The sequence below is a fragment of the Arthrobacter sp. fls2-241-R2A-200 genome, assembly GCF_030209745.1.
Lineage (GTDB): Bacteria > Actinomycetota > Actinomycetes > Actinomycetales > Micrococcaceae > Arthrobacter.
Window position 1 is genome coordinate 257,983 of record NZ_JARVRJ010000009.1, and the last position, 15,633, is coordinate 273,615.

At 62.6% G+C, this 15,633-nt stretch carries 13 protein-coding genes; 1 reads left to right on the top strand and 12 read right to left on the bottom strand.

Annotated features, from left to right (window positions below; genetic code table 11):
- Window positions 1–11 precede the first annotated feature (11 nt).
- Window positions 12–989, top strand: coding sequence for an ABC transporter substrate-binding protein (locus QRN42_RS11195; protein WP_284979243.1), 978 nt, complete (start codon window positions 12–14; stop codon window positions 987–989).
- Between the two features lie 120 nt (window positions 990–1,109).
- Here QRN42_RS11195 and QRN42_RS11200 read toward each other — a convergent pair whose 3' ends face one another.
- The 12 genes from QRN42_RS11200 to QRN42_RS11255 all read right to left on the bottom strand — a co-directional run bounded on the left by QRN42_RS11200 (window position 1,110) and on the right by QRN42_RS11255 (window position 15,490).
- The gene (locus tag QRN42_RS11200; RefSeq protein ID WP_284979244.1) at window positions 1,110–2,318 is read right to left on the bottom strand and encodes a thioesterase domain-containing protein; all 1,209 of its coding nucleotides are present in this window, start codon (window positions 2,316–2,318) and stop codon (window positions 1,110–1,112) included.
- 72 nt (window positions 2,319–2,390) lie between these two features.
- Window positions 2,391–2,975, bottom strand: coding sequence for an orotate phosphoribosyltransferase (gene pyrE, locus QRN42_RS11205; RefSeq protein WP_284975778.1), 585 nt, complete (start codon window positions 2,973–2,975; stop codon window positions 2,391–2,393).
- Window positions 2,976–2,985: 10 nt separating this feature from the next.
- Window positions 2,986–4,014 carry a LacI family DNA-binding transcriptional regulator gene (locus tag QRN42_RS11210; protein ID WP_284979245.1) on the bottom strand — a complete coding sequence of 343 codons (1,029 nt, stop codon included), beginning with the start codon at window positions 4,012–4,014 and terminating at the stop codon, window positions 2,986–2,988.
- Window positions 4,015–4,177: 163 nt separating this feature from the next.
- Window positions 4,178–5,461: a multiple monosaccharide ABC transporter permease gene (gene mmsB, locus QRN42_RS11215; RefSeq protein ID WP_284975779.1), complete on the bottom strand. Its 1,284-nt coding sequence runs from the start codon at window positions 5,459–5,461 to the stop codon at window positions 4,178–4,180.
- Window positions 5,462–5,466: 5 nt separating this feature from the next.
- On the bottom strand, window positions 5,467–6,996 hold the full coding sequence (gene mmsA, locus QRN42_RS11220) for a multiple monosaccharide ABC transporter ATP-binding protein (protein ID WP_284979246.1): 1,530 nt from the start codon (window positions 6,994–6,996) through the stop codon (window positions 5,467–5,469).
- 130 nt (window positions 6,997–7,126) lie between these two features.
- Window positions 7,127–8,257 carry a multiple monosaccharide ABC transporter substrate-binding protein gene (chvE, locus tag QRN42_RS11225; protein ID WP_350224875.1) on the bottom strand — a complete coding sequence of 377 codons (1,131 nt, stop codon included), beginning with the start codon at window positions 8,255–8,257 and terminating at the stop codon, window positions 7,127–7,129.
- Between the two features lie 262 nt (window positions 8,258–8,519).
- Complete coding sequence (gene manD / locus QRN42_RS11230) at window positions 8,520–9,749, bottom strand: D-mannonate dehydratase ManD (RefSeq protein WP_284979247.1); 1,230 nt, start codon at window positions 9,747–9,749, stop codon at window positions 8,520–8,522.
- A 23-nt stretch (window positions 9,750–9,772) separates the two neighbouring features.
- Window positions 9,773–11,131, bottom strand: a complete 1,359-nt coding sequence (locus QRN42_RS11235) for a mannitol dehydrogenase family protein (RefSeq protein ID WP_284979248.1) — start codon at window positions 11,129–11,131, stop codon at window positions 9,773–9,775.
- Window positions 11,128–12,522 carry a glucuronate isomerase gene (gene uxaC, locus QRN42_RS11240; protein WP_284979249.1) on the bottom strand — a complete coding sequence of 465 codons (1,395 nt, stop codon included), beginning with the start codon at window positions 12,520–12,522 and terminating at the stop codon, window positions 11,128–11,130. The genes QRN42_RS11235 and uxaC overlap by 4 nt, the downstream gene beginning before the upstream one ends.
- A gap of 3 nt (window positions 12,523–12,525) precedes the next feature.
- The gene (locus QRN42_RS11245; RefSeq protein WP_284979250.1) at window positions 12,526–13,458 is read right to left on the bottom strand and encodes a sugar phosphate isomerase/epimerase family protein; all 933 of its coding nucleotides are present in this window, start codon (window positions 13,456–13,458) and stop codon (window positions 12,526–12,528) included.
- On the bottom strand, window positions 13,455–14,645 hold the full coding sequence (locus QRN42_RS11250; protein WP_284979252.1) for a Gfo/Idh/MocA family protein: 1,191 nt from the start codon (window positions 14,643–14,645) through the stop codon (window positions 13,455–13,457). Before QRN42_RS11250 ends, QRN42_RS11245 begins: the two co-directional genes overlap by 4 nt.
- Window positions 14,642–15,490 carry a sugar phosphate isomerase/epimerase family protein gene (locus QRN42_RS11255; protein ID WP_284979253.1) on the bottom strand — a complete coding sequence of 283 codons (849 nt, stop codon included), beginning with the start codon at window positions 15,488–15,490 and terminating at the stop codon, window positions 14,642–14,644. Before QRN42_RS11255 ends, QRN42_RS11250 begins: the two co-directional genes overlap by 4 nt.
- Window positions 15,491–15,633: the final 143 nt, after the last annotated feature.

Sequence of the window (15,633 nt, forward strand, 5' to 3'; positions counted from 1 at the left end):
AGACCTAACAAATGAAAAAAGCTGGACTGTTGTTGAAACGAACCCTTCCGGCGATGGCCGGAGCCGCGGCTGCCGCCCTGCTCCTGGCAGGCTGCGGGAGCGCCTCGGTGAACCAGGTGAATGCTGCCGGGGGGACCTCCGAGACGCCCTGCGGAACTGTCAATGTCGCCATGAACGCCTGGGTGGGGTACACGGCCAATGCCGCTGTGTACAGCTACGTGGCAAAGAACAAACTTGGCTGCACCGTGGTCCAGAAGGACCTGAATGAGCAGATCTCCTGGCAGGGATTCGCCTCCGGTGAGGTGGACGTGGTCATGGAAAACTGGGGCCACGCTGACTTGGTGAAGCAGTACATCACTGATCAAAAAGTGGCTGTCGACGACGGCCCCACCGGCAACGAAGGCCACATTGGCTGGTACGTACCACCATGGATGGCGGAGAAGTACCCCGACATCCTGGACGGCAAGAACCTGAACAAGTACGCCTCCTTGTTCGCAACCTCCGAGTCCGGCGGCAAGGGGCAGGTCCTGGACGGTGACCCCGCTTTCGTCACCAATGACGAGGCCCTCGTGAAGAACCTGAACCTTGACTACAAGGTGGTGTTCTCCGGTTCGGAGGCGGCCCTGATCCAGTCCTTCCGGACAGCACAGCAGAATAAGACGCCGCTGCTCGGCTACTTCTATGAGCCACAGTGGTTCCTCTCCGAGGTACCGCTCAAGAAGGTCAATCTGCCGGCGTGGACCCCGGGCTGTGACACGGACGCCGAAAAGGTGGCCTGTGATTACCCCACCTACAAGCTCAACAAAGTGGTTTCCAAAAAGTTCCAGGACAGCGGATCGCCCGCGGCCAAGCTGGCCAAGAACTTCCAGTGGACTAACGCGGACCAGAACTCCGTGGCCACGGACATCCAGGGCGGCATGACGCCCGAGGCCGCTGCCAAGAAATGGGTGGACGCCCACCAAGACGCCGTGAAGACCTGGCTCAGTTAGGCAAGACCGTTCATATGGTCTGACAGGCAGTTCTCGGAGCACCGATTGCTACTTGTTTCAGGTACATCAGAAAGTCACCCTCCCAGGAATCCTTGGGAGGGTGACTTTTTGCATGGAAGGCTAAGCCGGCCGGATCACCTTTCCGGATGGTTCCTTGTACGACGGCTCCTCAGGGGTGGGCGGCAAGGGTTCAAGTTCGTTCTGGATGCGTTCGAGCAACGGAAGGTAGATGTCCGAGCTCCACTGCGGGCTCGCATGGGTGGGCCGGGCGCCTTGGGTACTGAGCACAGGGAGGGCCATGTTGGCACCGAACGCCTTGCTCCAGCCAGCACGGGCAGACTCGTAGTTCACGGTGTCATCAGCGGGGTTGCCGAGGAACGCCATTTTGGCCCCGCCGAGCTTGCCGGCGTATTGCACGCCGTCGAAATGGTAGATGTATGCCGACTCCGTTTGGATCAGCACACTGGACGGCGCGATCGGCGAGAGCTGCTCCAATGTCTGGTCCAGGATCTGCCGCCACGTTCGCTCGTCCTTGTGGGCCACCCGCTCCCCCAGCTCGTATCCGCCGCGTACCACGGAGGGAATCCGAACCCCGTTCTCGTAGAGGAACACCACGCCGTCGAACCAGCTTTCGTCCAGAACATCGGTCCGGTTGAAGGGGCTGGAGTCCAGGACAATCAGCTGCACCTGGACGCCGTACAGTTCCAGCAGCTTGGCTGCAACCTGTGTGGCCACCATCCCGCCGAAGCTGTGGCCGTAGAAATACAGCTTCTGGAGCTTGAGGGCGCGCACATGCAGGATGAGTTCGCGGACGATCTCGCCGACGTCCAAACCCAGGTTGGAATATCCGACGGCGGCCATCCGGCCCCGCTGGTGCAGCGCGGGACGCAGTGAGTTCAATATCCACTGGGCCTCCTCCCAGCTGGTTTTGAAACCGGGAAAGAGGAACCAGCTGGCGTTCGGAAAGTACAGGTCCGAGAAGGGGTCCGGGACCGGAAGGATTTTAGTGGTCCGGCGCTCGGCTTGGACGTGCCGGGTGAAGAGCATGTCCGCTGCGAGCGCTACCGAAGCCCCTGCGGAAACGAGGAACCTGCGGCGGGACAGCGTCTTGAGGCGGGCGGCATACGGCAGGATCCGCGCCCAGTCGTCCCGTCCATCAGAGGTGTCAGCAGAGGTGTCAGGGCGGCCCCCCGCAGGCACAACCGGCGGGACCGGAGGTGCGCCCGGAGGCGTCGAAGGAGCAACGGCCGGACGCGTATCCGGTCGCTGTGGCGGGAGGCCCTTTTCCACCTCCGGCTCTGCAGGCTGTTTGCCTACTTGAAGGTCCACGGAGCAAGCATAGGCTTCAGCGCGGCCGCCTTACAGTCCCGCGACCAGCCCGTTGGGAGTCCCGATCCGGCCTCAGTCGAGTCCCAGCTCGTCCTTGCCGAAAGCGAACAAGTACGGCACCCCGGTCTCAGCCTCGATCTTCTCTTTTGCACCGGTATCGCGGTCCACAATGACGGCGACAGCCACCACGTTGCCACCGGCCTTACGGACGCCTTCGACGGCGGTCAGGGCGGAACCCCCGGTGGTGGAGGTGTCTTCAAGGACCACCACGTTGCGTCCTTCCACCGAGGGACCTTCAACCTGCCGGCCCATCCCGTAGGACTTCTGTGCCTTGCGGACAACGAATGCGTCAACGGCGCGGCCGGCGTCGGCAGCAGCGTGCATCACAGCGGTACCCACCGGGTCAGCACCCATGGTCAATCCCCCCGCGCACTCAAGGGGGACGCCGGCGTCGTCGATCATTGCCAGCATGACCTGCCCTACCAAACGGGAGGCCTCATGGTGCAGGGTGATCCGGCGGAGGTCAATGTAATAGTCGGCTTCCTTGCCGCTGGAGAGGATGACCTTTCCGTGCACCACGGCGAGCTCTTTGATGAGTTCTAGCAGGCGGGCACGGGCGGCAGCAGTGTCAAGTGCAGGGGAACTGGTGGAAGTCATGGTTCCTAGTTTAGAGGGCACCGGAAGCAGGGATGGCCGGGCGCCCGGCCAGGCGGTTGGAACCTGGGGCCGCGGCCGTTGCACGGATCACCAGGCCGGGACTCACGATGTGCTGCCGATAGTCCCCTCCGCCGCCCAACTGTTGGAGCAACGCTTCCATGCACCGGCGGCCGAGCTGTTCGAAATCCTGCCTGATGGTGGTCAAGGGAGGCAGGAAGAAGGCAGCCTCAGGCTGGTCGTCGTAGCCCACAACACTCATGTTCTCCGGCACCCGCAGTCCCGATTCGTGGACGGCCCGGAGCACGCCCAGAGCCATCTGGTCGTTAGCGACGAACACTGCCGTGACCCGCTGCTGCCGGACCAGTTCCTGCCCGGCCCGATACCCTGATGCGGCATCCCAGTCACCTTGAAGTAACACCTCTGGCGCCAGCCCCGCGTTGATGAGTGCCTCTTGCCAACCTTTGACACGCTCCGCGGCGTCGATCCAGTGGGGTGGTCCGGAAATGTGCCCTATGCGCTCATGGCCCAGGCCAATCAGATGTTCGACCGCGAGGCGGGCTCCCAGCCTTTGATTCAGGGATGCTCCGGTCAACTCGTTCCCGGTGCCGGCGCCCACGGCGACCATCGGCACCGGCACGGACACTTCGCGTAGGGCAGCAAGGACGTCCGGATGTGGCACAAGGATGACTATCCCGTCCACGGACTGGTTCCGGAAATGGGCCATGGCGCTGTTGACGCTCTCGCCGGTGACTTCCCGCAGATTGGCGATACTGACGAAGTAGCCGGCTTCCCGGCCAGCCTGTTCCACGCCCAAGAGCGTGTTGGCGGGCCCGTACTGGCTGGTTTCACAGGCCAGCACGCCGATGGTCCGGGAGCGCCGGGTCACCAAGCTCCGGGCAGCGGTATTGCGCCGGTAACCCAAGCTCGTAATCGCCGATTCCACCCGTTCTTTGGTTTTGCCACTGACATTGGGGTGGTTGTTCAAGACCCGCGAAACGGTCTGATGGGAGACACCGGCCAGCTTGGCGACATCACCCATGACAGGAGGCCTGGCAGGGGGTACACCGGGAGACATCCGAACCTCACTGTCTGTTGTCGCTGTCTGTTGTCGCTGTCTGTTGTCGCCACGGGTGGTGGCAATGCGGCCCGCACCCCGCCGTGCAAAACAGGGCGGGATGCGGGCCGTTTGGAGCTGCCAGGCGCTACTTCGCGTCGGCACCCACGGGCTCTGCTGTGGTCTTCGGCACCGTTTCGGTGGCCGGGGGCGTCGTCTTCCACTTGAACCGCCTGGTCAGCGACGAGCCGCCACCGGATCCCGAGCGGTTCTTGTTGAAGATGTCGAAGCCGACGGCGAGGAGGAGCACCAGGCCCTTGATGAGCTGCTGGTAGTCCGTTCCAAGGCCGAGGATGGACATGCCGTTGTTGAGCACGCCCATGATCAGGCCGCCGATCATGGCTCCGGCGACCGTGCCGATGCCGCCTTGGACGGCTGCACCACCGATGAAGGCGGCGGCGATGGAGTCCAGTTCAAAGCCTGTTCCGCCGGCCGGCTGTGCCGAGTTGAGGCGGGCGGTGAACACGAGGCCGGCCAAGGCGGCCAGGACACCCATGTTCACAAACAGGCGGAACGTCACCCTTTTGGTCTTGATGCCGGAGAGTTCGGCTGCGTGGAGGTTGCCACCGATTGCGTAGGTGTGACGGCCGAAGATGCTGTTGTTCATCAATGCCGAGTAGAGGATGACCAGCACAGCCAGGACCACGAGCACAATCGGCGTGCCGCGGTAGCTGGCAAGCAGGAAGGTGATGATAAGCATCAGTACCGCGATGAAACCGTTCTTGACGGCGAACCAGGCCATCGGTTCATTCTCCAACGCGAACTTTGTGCGGACTCGGCGTTCCTTGATTGCCTGGAACAGGATGGCCGCCGTACCGCCCACACCGAGGATCACCGTGAGCCATTCGAGCACGGAGGTGCCCCCGGAGATGTCGGGCAGGAAGCCGCCACCGAGTGCACGCAGTTCGTTGGGGAAGGGGGTGATCTGCTGGTTCTTCAGCGTGATGAGGGTCAGGCCGCGGAAGATCAGCATGCCGGCGAGGGTGACGATGAACGCTGGAATTCCCACGTAGGCGATCCAGTAGCCCTGCCAGGCTCCCACGAGTGCGCCCACCAGCAAGCACGCAGGGATGGCTGCCCACCACGGCCAGCCCCACTGCACGATCATGACGCCGGCTACGGCGCCAATGAAACCGGCCACAGAACCCACCGAGAGGTCGATGTGCCCGGCAATGATGACCATCACCATGCCGATGGCAAGGATCAGGATGTAGCTGTTCTGGACCACCAGGTTGGAAACGTTTTGCGGTTCCAGCAGGATGCCGTTGGTGAGGACCTGGAAGAGCAGGACGATCAGGATCAGGGCGACGAAGATGCCAACCTGGCGGAGGCGGCTTGTGAGGAAGCCAAGGGATTCTCGTAGGGCGGACATGTTCGCTATTCCTTCTCTTTGGTCATGAAGTGCATGAGGGTTTCCTGGGTGGCCTCGGCGATGGGAACCTCGCCCGTGATGTGCCCTGCTGACAGGGTGTAGATTCTGTCGCAAATACCCAGGAGCTCCGGAAGTTCCGAGGAAATCACAATGACGGCCTTACCTTCGGCTGCGAGTTGGCCGATGATCGTGTAGATCTCGAACTTGGCGCCGACGTCGATCCCCCGCGTCGGTTCATCCAGGATCAGGACGTCCGGATCGGAGAACATCCACTTGCTCAGCACCACTTTTTGCTGGTTGCCGCCGGAGAGCTTGCCTGTAATCGCAGCCACCGAAGGTGCCTTGATGTTCATGCTCTTCCGGTAACGGTTGGCGACCGTGGTTTCCTCGTTCTTGTCCACCCAACCGCCCTTGGCCAGCTTTCGCAGGGCGGCCATGGAAATATTCCGCTTGATGTCTTCGATCAGGTTGAGCCCGTAGTGCTTCCGGTCCTCGGTAGCGTAGGCGATGCCGTGGCCGATGGCGCCGGAAACAGTGCTGGTGTCGATCTCTTTGCCGTATTTGTAGACTTTGCCCGAGACCGCACGGCCGTATGTCCGGCCGAAGACGCTCATGGCCAGCTCTGTTCTGCCCGCGCCCATGAGGCCCGCAAGGCCCACTACTTCGCCCTTGCGGACATTCAAACTGGCGCCGTTGACTACCATCCGGGCGTGATCTTGGGGGTGCTGAACGGTCCAGTCCTCGATGCGCAGCACCTCCTCGCCAATAACGGGGCTCCGCTCGGGATACAAGCTCTCGAGGTCGCGGCCCACCATGCCGCGGATGATGCGCTCCTGAGTGATCTGGCCCTGATCGAGCCGAAGCGTTTCAATGGACTTTCCGTCCCGGATGATGGTGACGGCGTCGGCCACTTTACGAATCTCGTTGAGCTTGTGGCTGATGATGATGCACGTGACGCCTTGGCCCTTGAGGTGCAGGATGAGGTCCAGCAAGTGGTCCGAATCCTCATCGTTGAGTGCTGCGGTGGGCTCGTCCAGGATCAGGAGCTTCACCTCTTTGGAGAGCGCCTTGGCGATCTCCACCAATTGCTGCTTGCCGACGCTGATTTGCTGGATGGGTGTGACCGGGTTTTCACTCAGTCCCACCCGTGCCAGCAGCTTGGCCGCTTCCAGGTTGGTCTTCCGCCAGTCCACCCAGCCGTTACTGGCCAGTTCGTTGCCAAGGTAGATGTTCTCGGCGATTGACAAGTACGGGCTCAGCGCCAGTTCCTGGTGGATGATCACGATTCCGCGCTTCTCGCTGTCCGAGATGCTGGAGAACTCGCAGGGTTCGTTTTCGAACAGGATGTCGCCGTCGAAAGTGTTGTGCGCATAGACGCCGGACAACACTTTCATCAGGGTGGACTTCCCGGCTCCGTTTTCGCCACAGATGGCGTGGACTTCACCCCGGTTGACGTCCAGGGTGACGTCCTGAAGGGCCTTCACCCCTGGAAAGGTCTTGGTGATTCCTCGCATTTGAAGAATGGGTACGTTCATCGTCAATTCCCACTGACTGTTTGAAAGCTTGGCCGATCCGAGGATTCGGAGGCTCTTGGGAAGGTTGTGGCCCCGCCGTGCTGGACGATAACGAACAGGACGACGGGACCACAACCGTGGACGTGCTTACTTACTTGACGTCGGATGCCTTGTAGTAGCCCGAGTCAATGAGTTCCTTCTGGTAGTTGTCCTTGGTGATGATGACGGACTTCAGAAGGAAAGCCGGGACAACCTTGACCTTGTTGTTGTAGGTCTTGGTGTCGTTGGTTTCCGGTTGGCCCCCCTTGAGCACCGCGTCGACCATCTTCACGGCCTGCGCGCCAAGCTGGCGGGTGTCCTTGAAGATCGTGGAGTACTGCTCGCCGGCGATGATGGACTTCACCGAGCCCTTTTCGGCATCCTGTCCGGTGACAACCGGCAGGCTTCCGGTGGAGTAGCCACCCGTGCTGGTCAGCGCCGAAATGATGCCGATGGACAAGCCGTCATACGGAGACAGGACGCCGTTCAACTTGGTTCCGGAGCTGTAAGCGGAGGTGAGGATGTCTTCCATGCGCTTCTGTGCAACAGGGGCCTGCCAACGTAGGATCGCTGCCTGCTCAAACTTCACCTGGCCGCTGGGGACCTTCAACGTGCCTGCATCCAGGTATGGCTTCAGGGTGTCCATGGCGCCGGTCCAGAAGAAGTTGGCGTTGTTGTCGTCCGGGCTTCCCGCGAACAGTTCAACGTTGAACGGGCCTTTACCCGCTACCTTGTTGCCGCTCTTGTCCAGCAGACCAAGCCCGGTCAGCAAGGAGGTGGCCTGCTGGACACCAACGGTGTAGTTATCGAACGTGGTGTAGTAGTCAACGTTCGGCGTTCCGTTGATGAGGCGGTCATAGGCAATGACCTTGACGTTTTGTTCCTTGGCCTTGGCCAGGACATCGGTCAGCGTAGTGCCGTCAATCGCTGCGATGATGAGCGCTTTGGCGCCCTTCGTCAGCATGTTTTCGATCTGGGACACCTGGGTGGGGATGTCGTCATTGGCGAACTGCAGGTCAGTCTTGTAACCGAGGTCCTTCAGGGATTTCTCAACGTTGGCGCCATCGGCGATCCAACGCTCGGACGTCTGGGTGGGCATCGAAATGCCGACCAAGGAATCGCTGGGCTTGGCGGTGCTGCTTGAGTCTGCAGCAGCCCCTCCGCGGCTTCCGCCACAGCCCGTGACTCCAACAGCCAGGGTCAGGACAACCGCTACGGTGCCCAGGAGTTTCTTCAATCTCACGTTGCTCTCCTTCCGCGGCAGCATCGCCGCGAACTCTGATGCAGCCGGAGCATCTGCGCGTCCGGCAAAGGTGAAGCTTTGTGTTCCGTGGCCCAGGGGTGCCACGTGCCACATCAAGGTAGTGCGAATGCCATTGTGAACGCTAACAATACCGCGGGTCAAGTGCTGCACATCACAAAATGGTTGCGGACCGTCACCGCAACTGCAGGTCTTGACGCGAAGGGTTGTTAGCGTTCACAATTTGATGGTTCGGCACACCTTCTCACCAGTCGTGAACAGTGCCGTCCACGAGGCGGTTGTAGGGCAGGTAGGCCTGCTGGTACGGGAACGCTGCGGCTGCTTCCTCGTTGAACTCGACGCCGATGCCGGGCTGGTCGCCGGGGTGCAGATAGCCGTCCTTGAAGGTCATGGACTGCTGGAACACCTCGTTGGTCTTGTCTGAGTGCTGCATATATTCCTGGATGCCATAGTTGTGGATGGCCAGGCCCACGTGCAGTTGGGCGGCGAAGCCCACCGGGGAGATGTCGGTGGGCCCGTGGAAGCCCGATTTGATCTGGTACTGGGCGGCGAAGTCCATGACTTTCTTCAAGGGCGAGATGCCACCGAAGTGCGTTGAGGCTGCCCGCACGTAGTCGATCAACTGTTCCTTGATGAGCGTCTGGTAGTCCCACACGGTGTTGAATATTTCGCCGATGGCCAGAGGAGTTGTGGTGTGTTGGCGGACCAGGCGCAGGCCTTCCTGGTTCTCGGCCGGTGTGCAGTCTTCCAGCCAAAAGAGGTCATAGGGCTCCAGAGCTTTGCCGAGTTTGGCTGCCTGGATGGGCGTCATGCGGTGATGTCCGTCGTGGAGCAGCGGGATTTCGGGGCCGAACTCATTGCGGACAGCCTCGAACACGGTGGGCAGGTGGCGGAGGTAGGCGCGGGTGTCCCAATCCTCTTCCAAGGGGAAGTTGCCACGTCCGGCAGGCTCGTAGTCGTAGCGTTCACCGGAGGCCTGTGCCTGCGCGGCCACCCCATAGACGGCCTTGATGCCCGGGACGGCGGTCTGGATGCGGATGGACTTATAGCCCAGCTCAAGATGTTCGCGGACGGAGTCGAACAAGGACGGGATGTCGGATCCGGAGGCATGCCCGTAAGCACGCAGTCCGTTCCGGGAAGCACCGCCTAAAAGTTGGTACACCGGCATACCGGCAACCTTGCCCTTGATGTCCCACAAGGCCATGTCGACGGCGGCGATGGCCGCCATGGTCACCGGGCCGCGGCGCCAATACGAACTGCGGTAGAGGAACTGCCAGGTGTCCTCGATCCGGTGCGGGTCCTTGCCGATCAACAACTGTGCAACGTGTTCTTTGAGGTACGCGGCAACGGCGAGCTCACGGCCGTTGAGTGTGGCGTCGCCAATGCCTGTGACGCCGTCCTCCGTGGTGATGCGGAGCGTTACAAAGTTGCGGGAGGGGCTGGTCACGAAGACTTCAGCGGCGACGATTTTCATGGTTGAGGGTCCTTCCGGGGGTTCTAAGAGCGGGCAATCGTGGCGGTCATAGCGTCCTGCAGCCCACGTAGCTGCCCCACCAAGTCACGGTCCTGGGCAAGCTCAGGGCTGAGCAGCGCCAGCAGCGCAGTGCATCGGGCTTCGCCGTCGAGCGTTAGGGCGTGCCTGATGTCTCCGGCGAGTGGGTCCTGGAACTCAGCCGTTGTGGCTACGTACGTCATCCAGGCGGAGATCATGCGGGCCGCGGCGTCGCCGGAGCGGCCCGCGGCGCGTTCGGCGGCCAGAACCGGCAGTGCTCGCATGCGGAGTTTCGCCGTTCCGTCCGCCGCGATCTGGGACAGCATGTGGGCGATCCTGGCGTTTCCAAAGCGCTCCAGCAGGGCCTGCCGATACTCGGGGATGGCCAAGGCGTCATCGGTAAGGTGCCGCGCAGCCTCGTCCCAGAACGACTCAACTGCGTCGCGGCATACGGCGTCGGACAGAGCCTCGGCGACGGTCGCGTGACCTCGCACTTGCCCGGCGTAGGCGAGGATCGAATGCGCCCCGTTGAGCAGCCACAGCTTGCGGTTCTCGTACGGTTCGAGGTTGTCCACGAAGACGGCCCCGGCGTCCTCCCACTGTGGCCGACCCGCCGGAAAGTCACCACTGAGGATCCAGTTGTGGAACGGTTCAGCCACCACTGCTGCCTCGTCCCGGTACCCACAATTGTCGGCAACCGAGGCCAGGTCCGCCGCCGTGGTCCGCGGAGTGATGCGGTCAACGGACGTGCTGACGAAACTGACGTTCCCGTCAATCCAAACGGCCAAGGCAGGGTCACGTGCTTCGGCGAGCGCGCGAACGGCGTGACGGGCCACGCTTCCGTTGTCGGCCAGGTTGTCGCAACTGACGACGGCGATCGGTCCGCTGCCTGCGTCCCTGCGGGCGGCGAGCGCAGCCACCAAGCGGGCGATCGGCGTCGACGACGAACCGACAGAACCGACAGAACCGGCAGAACCGTCCACCGCGTATGCCGCCTCCGTGATGGTCAGGGTGACGATTGCCGTGCCAGGTGCCGCGACCAGCTCCGCCAAGCGTCCGACGTCGGCCGCGTCCACCGCTTCGACGATGCTCCCGATAACCTCGTAGGAGTCCCCGGTCGCGGAACGCTCCACCAGCGTGAACAGTCCGTCCTGTTCGGCCAGGGTGTCCGCGGCCTTGGGGCTTCGTCCCGTGAATGCTGCGATCCCCCAGTCCGCGGCATCCCCGGCATGCTGGGTGTACCAGGCCTGGTGTGAGCGGTGGAATGCGCCCAACCCAAGGTGCACGATCCGCACCGGAGCCTTGGGGGCCGATTGGAGGGACCGGTCCAGCCGTGGGAGTTCTGATCTTGGCTCGGCACTCATAGTTTGAAGACCCGCCTCGGTGCAGTGTCGACGACGTCGACGATCAGCTCGTGCGCGCGGTCCTCGCTGATCCGGTGCTCGGCAACCAGGCGTGCCAGGAACGAGGCCTCGATCCTGCGGGACGCATTGTGCCGAGCCGGGATGGAACAGAAAGCCCGGGTGTCATCGATAAAGCCCGAAGTCCGGGAGAAGCCGGCGGTCTCGGTGACAGCGGACCGGAAGCGCAGCATGGCATCGGGGGCGTCAAGGAACCACCACGGAGCACCCACGTAGACAGACGGGTAAAAGCCCGCCAGCGGCGCGAGCTCGCGCGAGAAGACCGTCTCATCCAAGGTGAACAACACCAGGTGGAAGTCCTTCGCGGTCCCAAAGTCCTGGAGCAAGGGGCGGACCGCTTCGGTGTAATTGACCGCGAACGGTATGTCGTTGCCGGTATCGCCGCCGAAGGCCTCGAAGGTGGGACCGTGGTGGTTCCGGAAGGAGCCCGGATGGAGGGTCATGACCAGGCCGTCCTCCACCGACATCCGGGCCATTTGATACATCATGTGCGCCTCGAAGGCGTCACGGTCTTGGGCATTTGCCGTGCCGGCCAGGGCCCGTTCAAAGAGTCCCTCGGCGTCGGCGGCGTCGAGTTTCAGGGTGGCGGGCGTACGGACGCCGTGATCAGCGGACACTGCCCCGTGCTCCACGAAATACCGGCGCCGGTTTTCCAGTGCGGTGATGTAGCCGCGGTAGCCCTTGCCGCCGTCGGACGCTTCGCTGATAAGCCGCTCCACGTTGGCCGCCCATGACGGGTGCGCGATGTTCACGTACGCGTCCGGACGGAACGTGGGAAGGACGCGGCCGTGAAAAGAGGGATCGGTTGCAAGCGCCCGATGGCTGGCCAAGTCATCCAAGGGATCATCGGTGGTGGCAAGGACTTCAATATTGAAGTCCTTGAACAGTTCCCGCGGCCGGAACCCGGGCTCGGCGAGTTTTGCCGAGATCGCGTCGAAGCTGGCATCTGCCGTTTCCGCGCTCAGCTCCCCTGGCAGCCCGAAGACCGTCTGGAACTGCGTCCTCAGCCAGTACCCGGAGGCGGTCCCATCAAAAAGCGGCCACGCCCGGCAGAACTGCCGCCAGATCTCCCGCGCACCGGCGTCGGGTTGAAGCCGGTCCATCCCGATTCCGGACGCATGGATCAGACGTGTGACGTAGTGGTCCGGAGTGACCAGGAGGGCGGCAGGGTCCGGGAACGGAGTGTCCTTTTGGAGCACTGACGCGTCCACATGGCCATGAGGCGAAATGATCGGGAGGTCCTGGACGCGCTCAAGCAAGGAGTGCGCGATCCGCCGCGTTCCCGGGTCTGCAGGAAGGAGACGGTCGGGGTGGGTGGCTAGGGACTCTGGCATGGATCAGCCTTTCGGGGTGGAACCGGCGGAAACGTGTTCGCTTCGGTTGACGTTCAACCCCGCGAGTTCAGCTGCGCGCCGCAAGAAGGTGAGGTTTCCGGCCGTGCGCTCTGCGAGGGGAACATCAGTGGAGAAATCCTCCACAGTCACCCAATCGTCGTAACCCACCGCGGCAAGGGCCCTGAAATAGTCCAGGACGCTCCCCTGACCTTCGGCCAGCGGCGCCCACTCGTTCACCCAAACAGCGGCACCAGCCTCGTCGAGGTCCCCGGTGCGGATCCAGCGCGCGTTCTTCACGTGGATGTGGGCCAGGTACGGCCCCAGCAGCTCCAGGGCAGGCAATGGGGACTCCCAACCTTCGATCAGCAGGTTCCCGAGGTCGTGGATGACCCCGACATGGCGAGGGTCCAGGCCTTCAAGGAGCCGGCGGGCAGAGGACGCCGAGGCTGTCACGCTCCCATGGTGCAGTTCAACGAGGGCCTTCACTCCGTGGTGGGCGGCCCGTTCGGCCACCCATTTGTAGTGTTCCCTGGTGGAATCGAAGAGTTCCGGGTAGGACAAGCCAGTGGGTTCCTGACCGCCCATGGTCGAGTTGCCCAGGGGAAGGACGTTCACCCTGACTTGGCGGGCACCCAAGGCTGCGGTTGCGGCAAGAACGCTCTCGACGTCGTCGTGGTTGTCACAGCGGGCGTACCCGCCCAGGCCCGAGTACTCCAGACCCGCGCCGGAGGTGATCCTTGCGATCTCGGGAACTGAATCGAGAAGGCCCGTCATGGGCCAGGTGGCCTTGTTCCCGGCCCAGAATCCCGGCGTTGGAGCGTCGTTCTGGTCAATGACGCGCCATTCGATTCCGTCCCAGCCTTGGGCTGCGAGTTCCGTGGCGGCCTCCTGGGGAGTCCATTCCGGCGTCGAGGCTGTAAAGACTGAGAACTTCATGCTGTGACCCCTTCAAAGTTGCCGGTGCTTACTTCAACGTCGTTGTATTTTCCTTCCAGCACGTCCGCGATCAGGACCGAACGGCCGAGCGTTGCCGAAACGTAGAGCGCCCGAACAGTGGCGAGGGCCATGACGGCGTCCTGGACGGTGACTCCCGGGGGACGGCCGTTGAGGATGGCATCCACCACATCCCGGTACTGGCGGATGTGGCCGGCGGGATACACGGTGGGGTCCAAGTTGGGATCCGTTGGCGGCTCAGGGAATTTTGCCAGCTCGGCCTCGGCCTGGTTGCCGCCACCTCGGATTCCCATGGGCCCGCTGTCGGCATCGCCCTCGGGATCGGCAGCATGGAAGTACTCCAGGTTGTCGTTGTCGATCACAGCCGAGCCCTTGCTGCCCATGATCTGCAACCGGACGGTCAGTCCAGGGTAGGCCGCCGTGGTGGCGTGCAGAACGGCCAGAGCGCCAGATTCGAACGCCACAGTGGCAACAGCGGTGTCTTCAACTTCCACGTCTGTGTGAGCAAGGAGCGCGGTCTTGGCGTTGATTTCGATGGGGCGTCCAAGGAACCACAGCAACAGGTCAACGGTGTGGACGCCTTGGTTCATCACGGCGCCACCGCCGTCCATTGCCCAGGTCCCGCGCCACGCGCCCGAGTCGTAATAGCCCTGGCTTCGATACCAGCTGACCGAGGCGATGGCCGAGGTTAGCCGGCCAAAACGGCCGTCGCGGCGTGCCTGGTCCACCACAACGCTCGCTGGGTCGAAGCGATGCTGGCTGATGACGCTGGCAACGAGTCCCTTCTCCCCAGCAGCTTTGGCCGCTGCAAGGATCTCGTCCGCACGGTCAAGGTTCACATCAAGGGGCTTTTCGATGACGACGTGTTTGCCCGCCTCGAGTACTTCCAGGGCCTGCTGGATGTGCAGTCCGCTGGGGGTAGCTATGACCACGAGGTCGACGTCGGCGCCCGCCAACGCTTCCTGCAGGGTGCCGAAAGTGGCGGGGCGTGATGAGCCGCCGTCGTCCAGGTACTGCGCAAGGGCTTCCGCTGCCTCGGGGATCTCGTCCACGAGGGCTGTGATGCGGAGACCGGGAAGTTCACCGACGGCTGCGGCGTGCGTCCGGCCGATGTTCCCGCAACCTGCGATGGCAACGTTGATTGTTGTGTCTGGTGTGTTGGTGCTCACTTGGTCTCCACTCCGGCTTCGTTCAAAACTTTGGCAAACGCCCTTGCTGCAATGCCGAACGCAGTAGGTCCGGAAAAGCCCCCCAGCCCGTGCGCCCCGGCCAGATGCGGCTCAAGGCTGGCGAAACCCACGAATCCGTCTGCTTTCAGCGCCTCCACCGTGCGCAGCAGGTCGCCGTCGCCCTCACCTGCCGGAACCACGACGCCGTCGGCGAACCGTGCGTCCTTGACCTGCAGGTACTCCAGGTGCGGACGCAGTTTCGCATAGGCTTCCTCGAACGGTTTGACGCCCACCTGGACGAAATTCGCCGGATCCCACGCCACCTTCAACGCCGGGGATGCCACGGACTCGATGATGTCCAGGACGCGATCCGGGGTATCGCCAAAAATGTCTTTCTCGTTCTCGTGCAGCAGCACCACGTTCTCTTCTTCGGCTACCGCAGCCAGCGCACGCATCCGCTCGAGGACGTCATCCCGGATGCTTTCCACCGCCACGTTCTCTCCGTAGTAGAACGAGAAGATCCGGATGTAGCGCGCGCCCAGGACGTGGGCAGCGTTGGCCGCGCGCCGCAGCCGTTCCACTTCGTGCTCAACGGGCAGGGTCACGTCCACCTTGCCGATGGGCGAGGCAATGGCAGAGACTCCCATGCCTGCGGCGTCAAGGAGTTCCTTCAACGCCCTGAGCTGCTGTGCGTCGAGGTCCACGATGTTGGTTCCCCAGGCGCTGCGTACTTCGATGTGGTTGGCCCCCAAAGCCTGCAGCACCGCGATCTGCTGGGCGGGGTCGTCATTGATTTCGTCTCCAAAGCCCGACAACGTCCACTCAACTTTTGCTGGATCTGTCATGGTTATTTGACTCCTCCGGCGGTCAAGCCGCCCACTGCGTACGTCACAGGGCTTGGCCTTGAGTCTAGGAGTAGGCAAACCGTGCGGCAATCGTTTGCCAAAAGTTGCCAAGGATGGTGCAATGGGCTCACCTTCGAAAGGCT

What these genes read in the sequence shown, in the direction of transcription:
- QRN42_RS11195 (WP_284979243.1), top strand. Translation starts at nt 12, where the DNA reads ATGAAAAAAGCTGGACTGTTGTTGAAACGAACCCTTCCGGCGATGGCC.
- pyrE (WP_284975778.1), bottom strand. Translation starts at nt 2,975, where the DNA reads ATGACTTCCACCAGTTCCCCTGCACTTGACACTGCTGCCGCCCGTGCC.
- QRN42_RS11210 (WP_284979245.1), bottom strand. Translation starts at nt 4,014, where the DNA reads ATGGGTGATGTCGCCAAGCTGGCCGGTGTCTCCCATCAGACCGTTTCG.
- mmsB (WP_284975779.1), bottom strand. Translation starts at nt 5,461, where the DNA reads ATGTCCGCCCTACGAGAATCCCTTGGCTTCCTCACAAGCCGCCTCCGC.
- mmsA (WP_284979246.1), bottom strand. Translation starts at nt 6,996, where the DNA reads ATGAACGTACCCATTCTTCAAATGCGAGGAATCACCAAGACCTTTCCA.
- manD (WP_284979247.1), bottom strand. Translation starts at nt 9,749, where the DNA reads ATGAAAATCGTCGCCGCTGAAGTCTTCGTGACCAGCCCCTCCCGCAAC.
- QRN42_RS11235 (WP_284979248.1), bottom strand. Translation starts at nt 11,131, where the DNA reads ATGAGTGCCGAGCCAAGATCAGAACTCCCACGGCTGGACCGGTCCCTC.
- uxaC (WP_284979249.1), bottom strand. Translation starts at nt 12,522, where the DNA reads ATGCCAGAGTCCCTAGCCACCCACCCCGACCGTCTCCTTCCTGCAGAC.
- QRN42_RS11245 (WP_284979250.1), bottom strand. Translation starts at nt 13,458, where the DNA reads ATGAAGTTCTCAGTCTTTACAGCCTCGACGCCGGAATGGACTCCCCAG.
- QRN42_RS11255 (WP_284979253.1), bottom strand. Translation starts at nt 15,490, where the DNA reads ATGACAGATCCAGCAAAAGTTGAGTGGACGTTGTCGGGCTTTGGAGAC.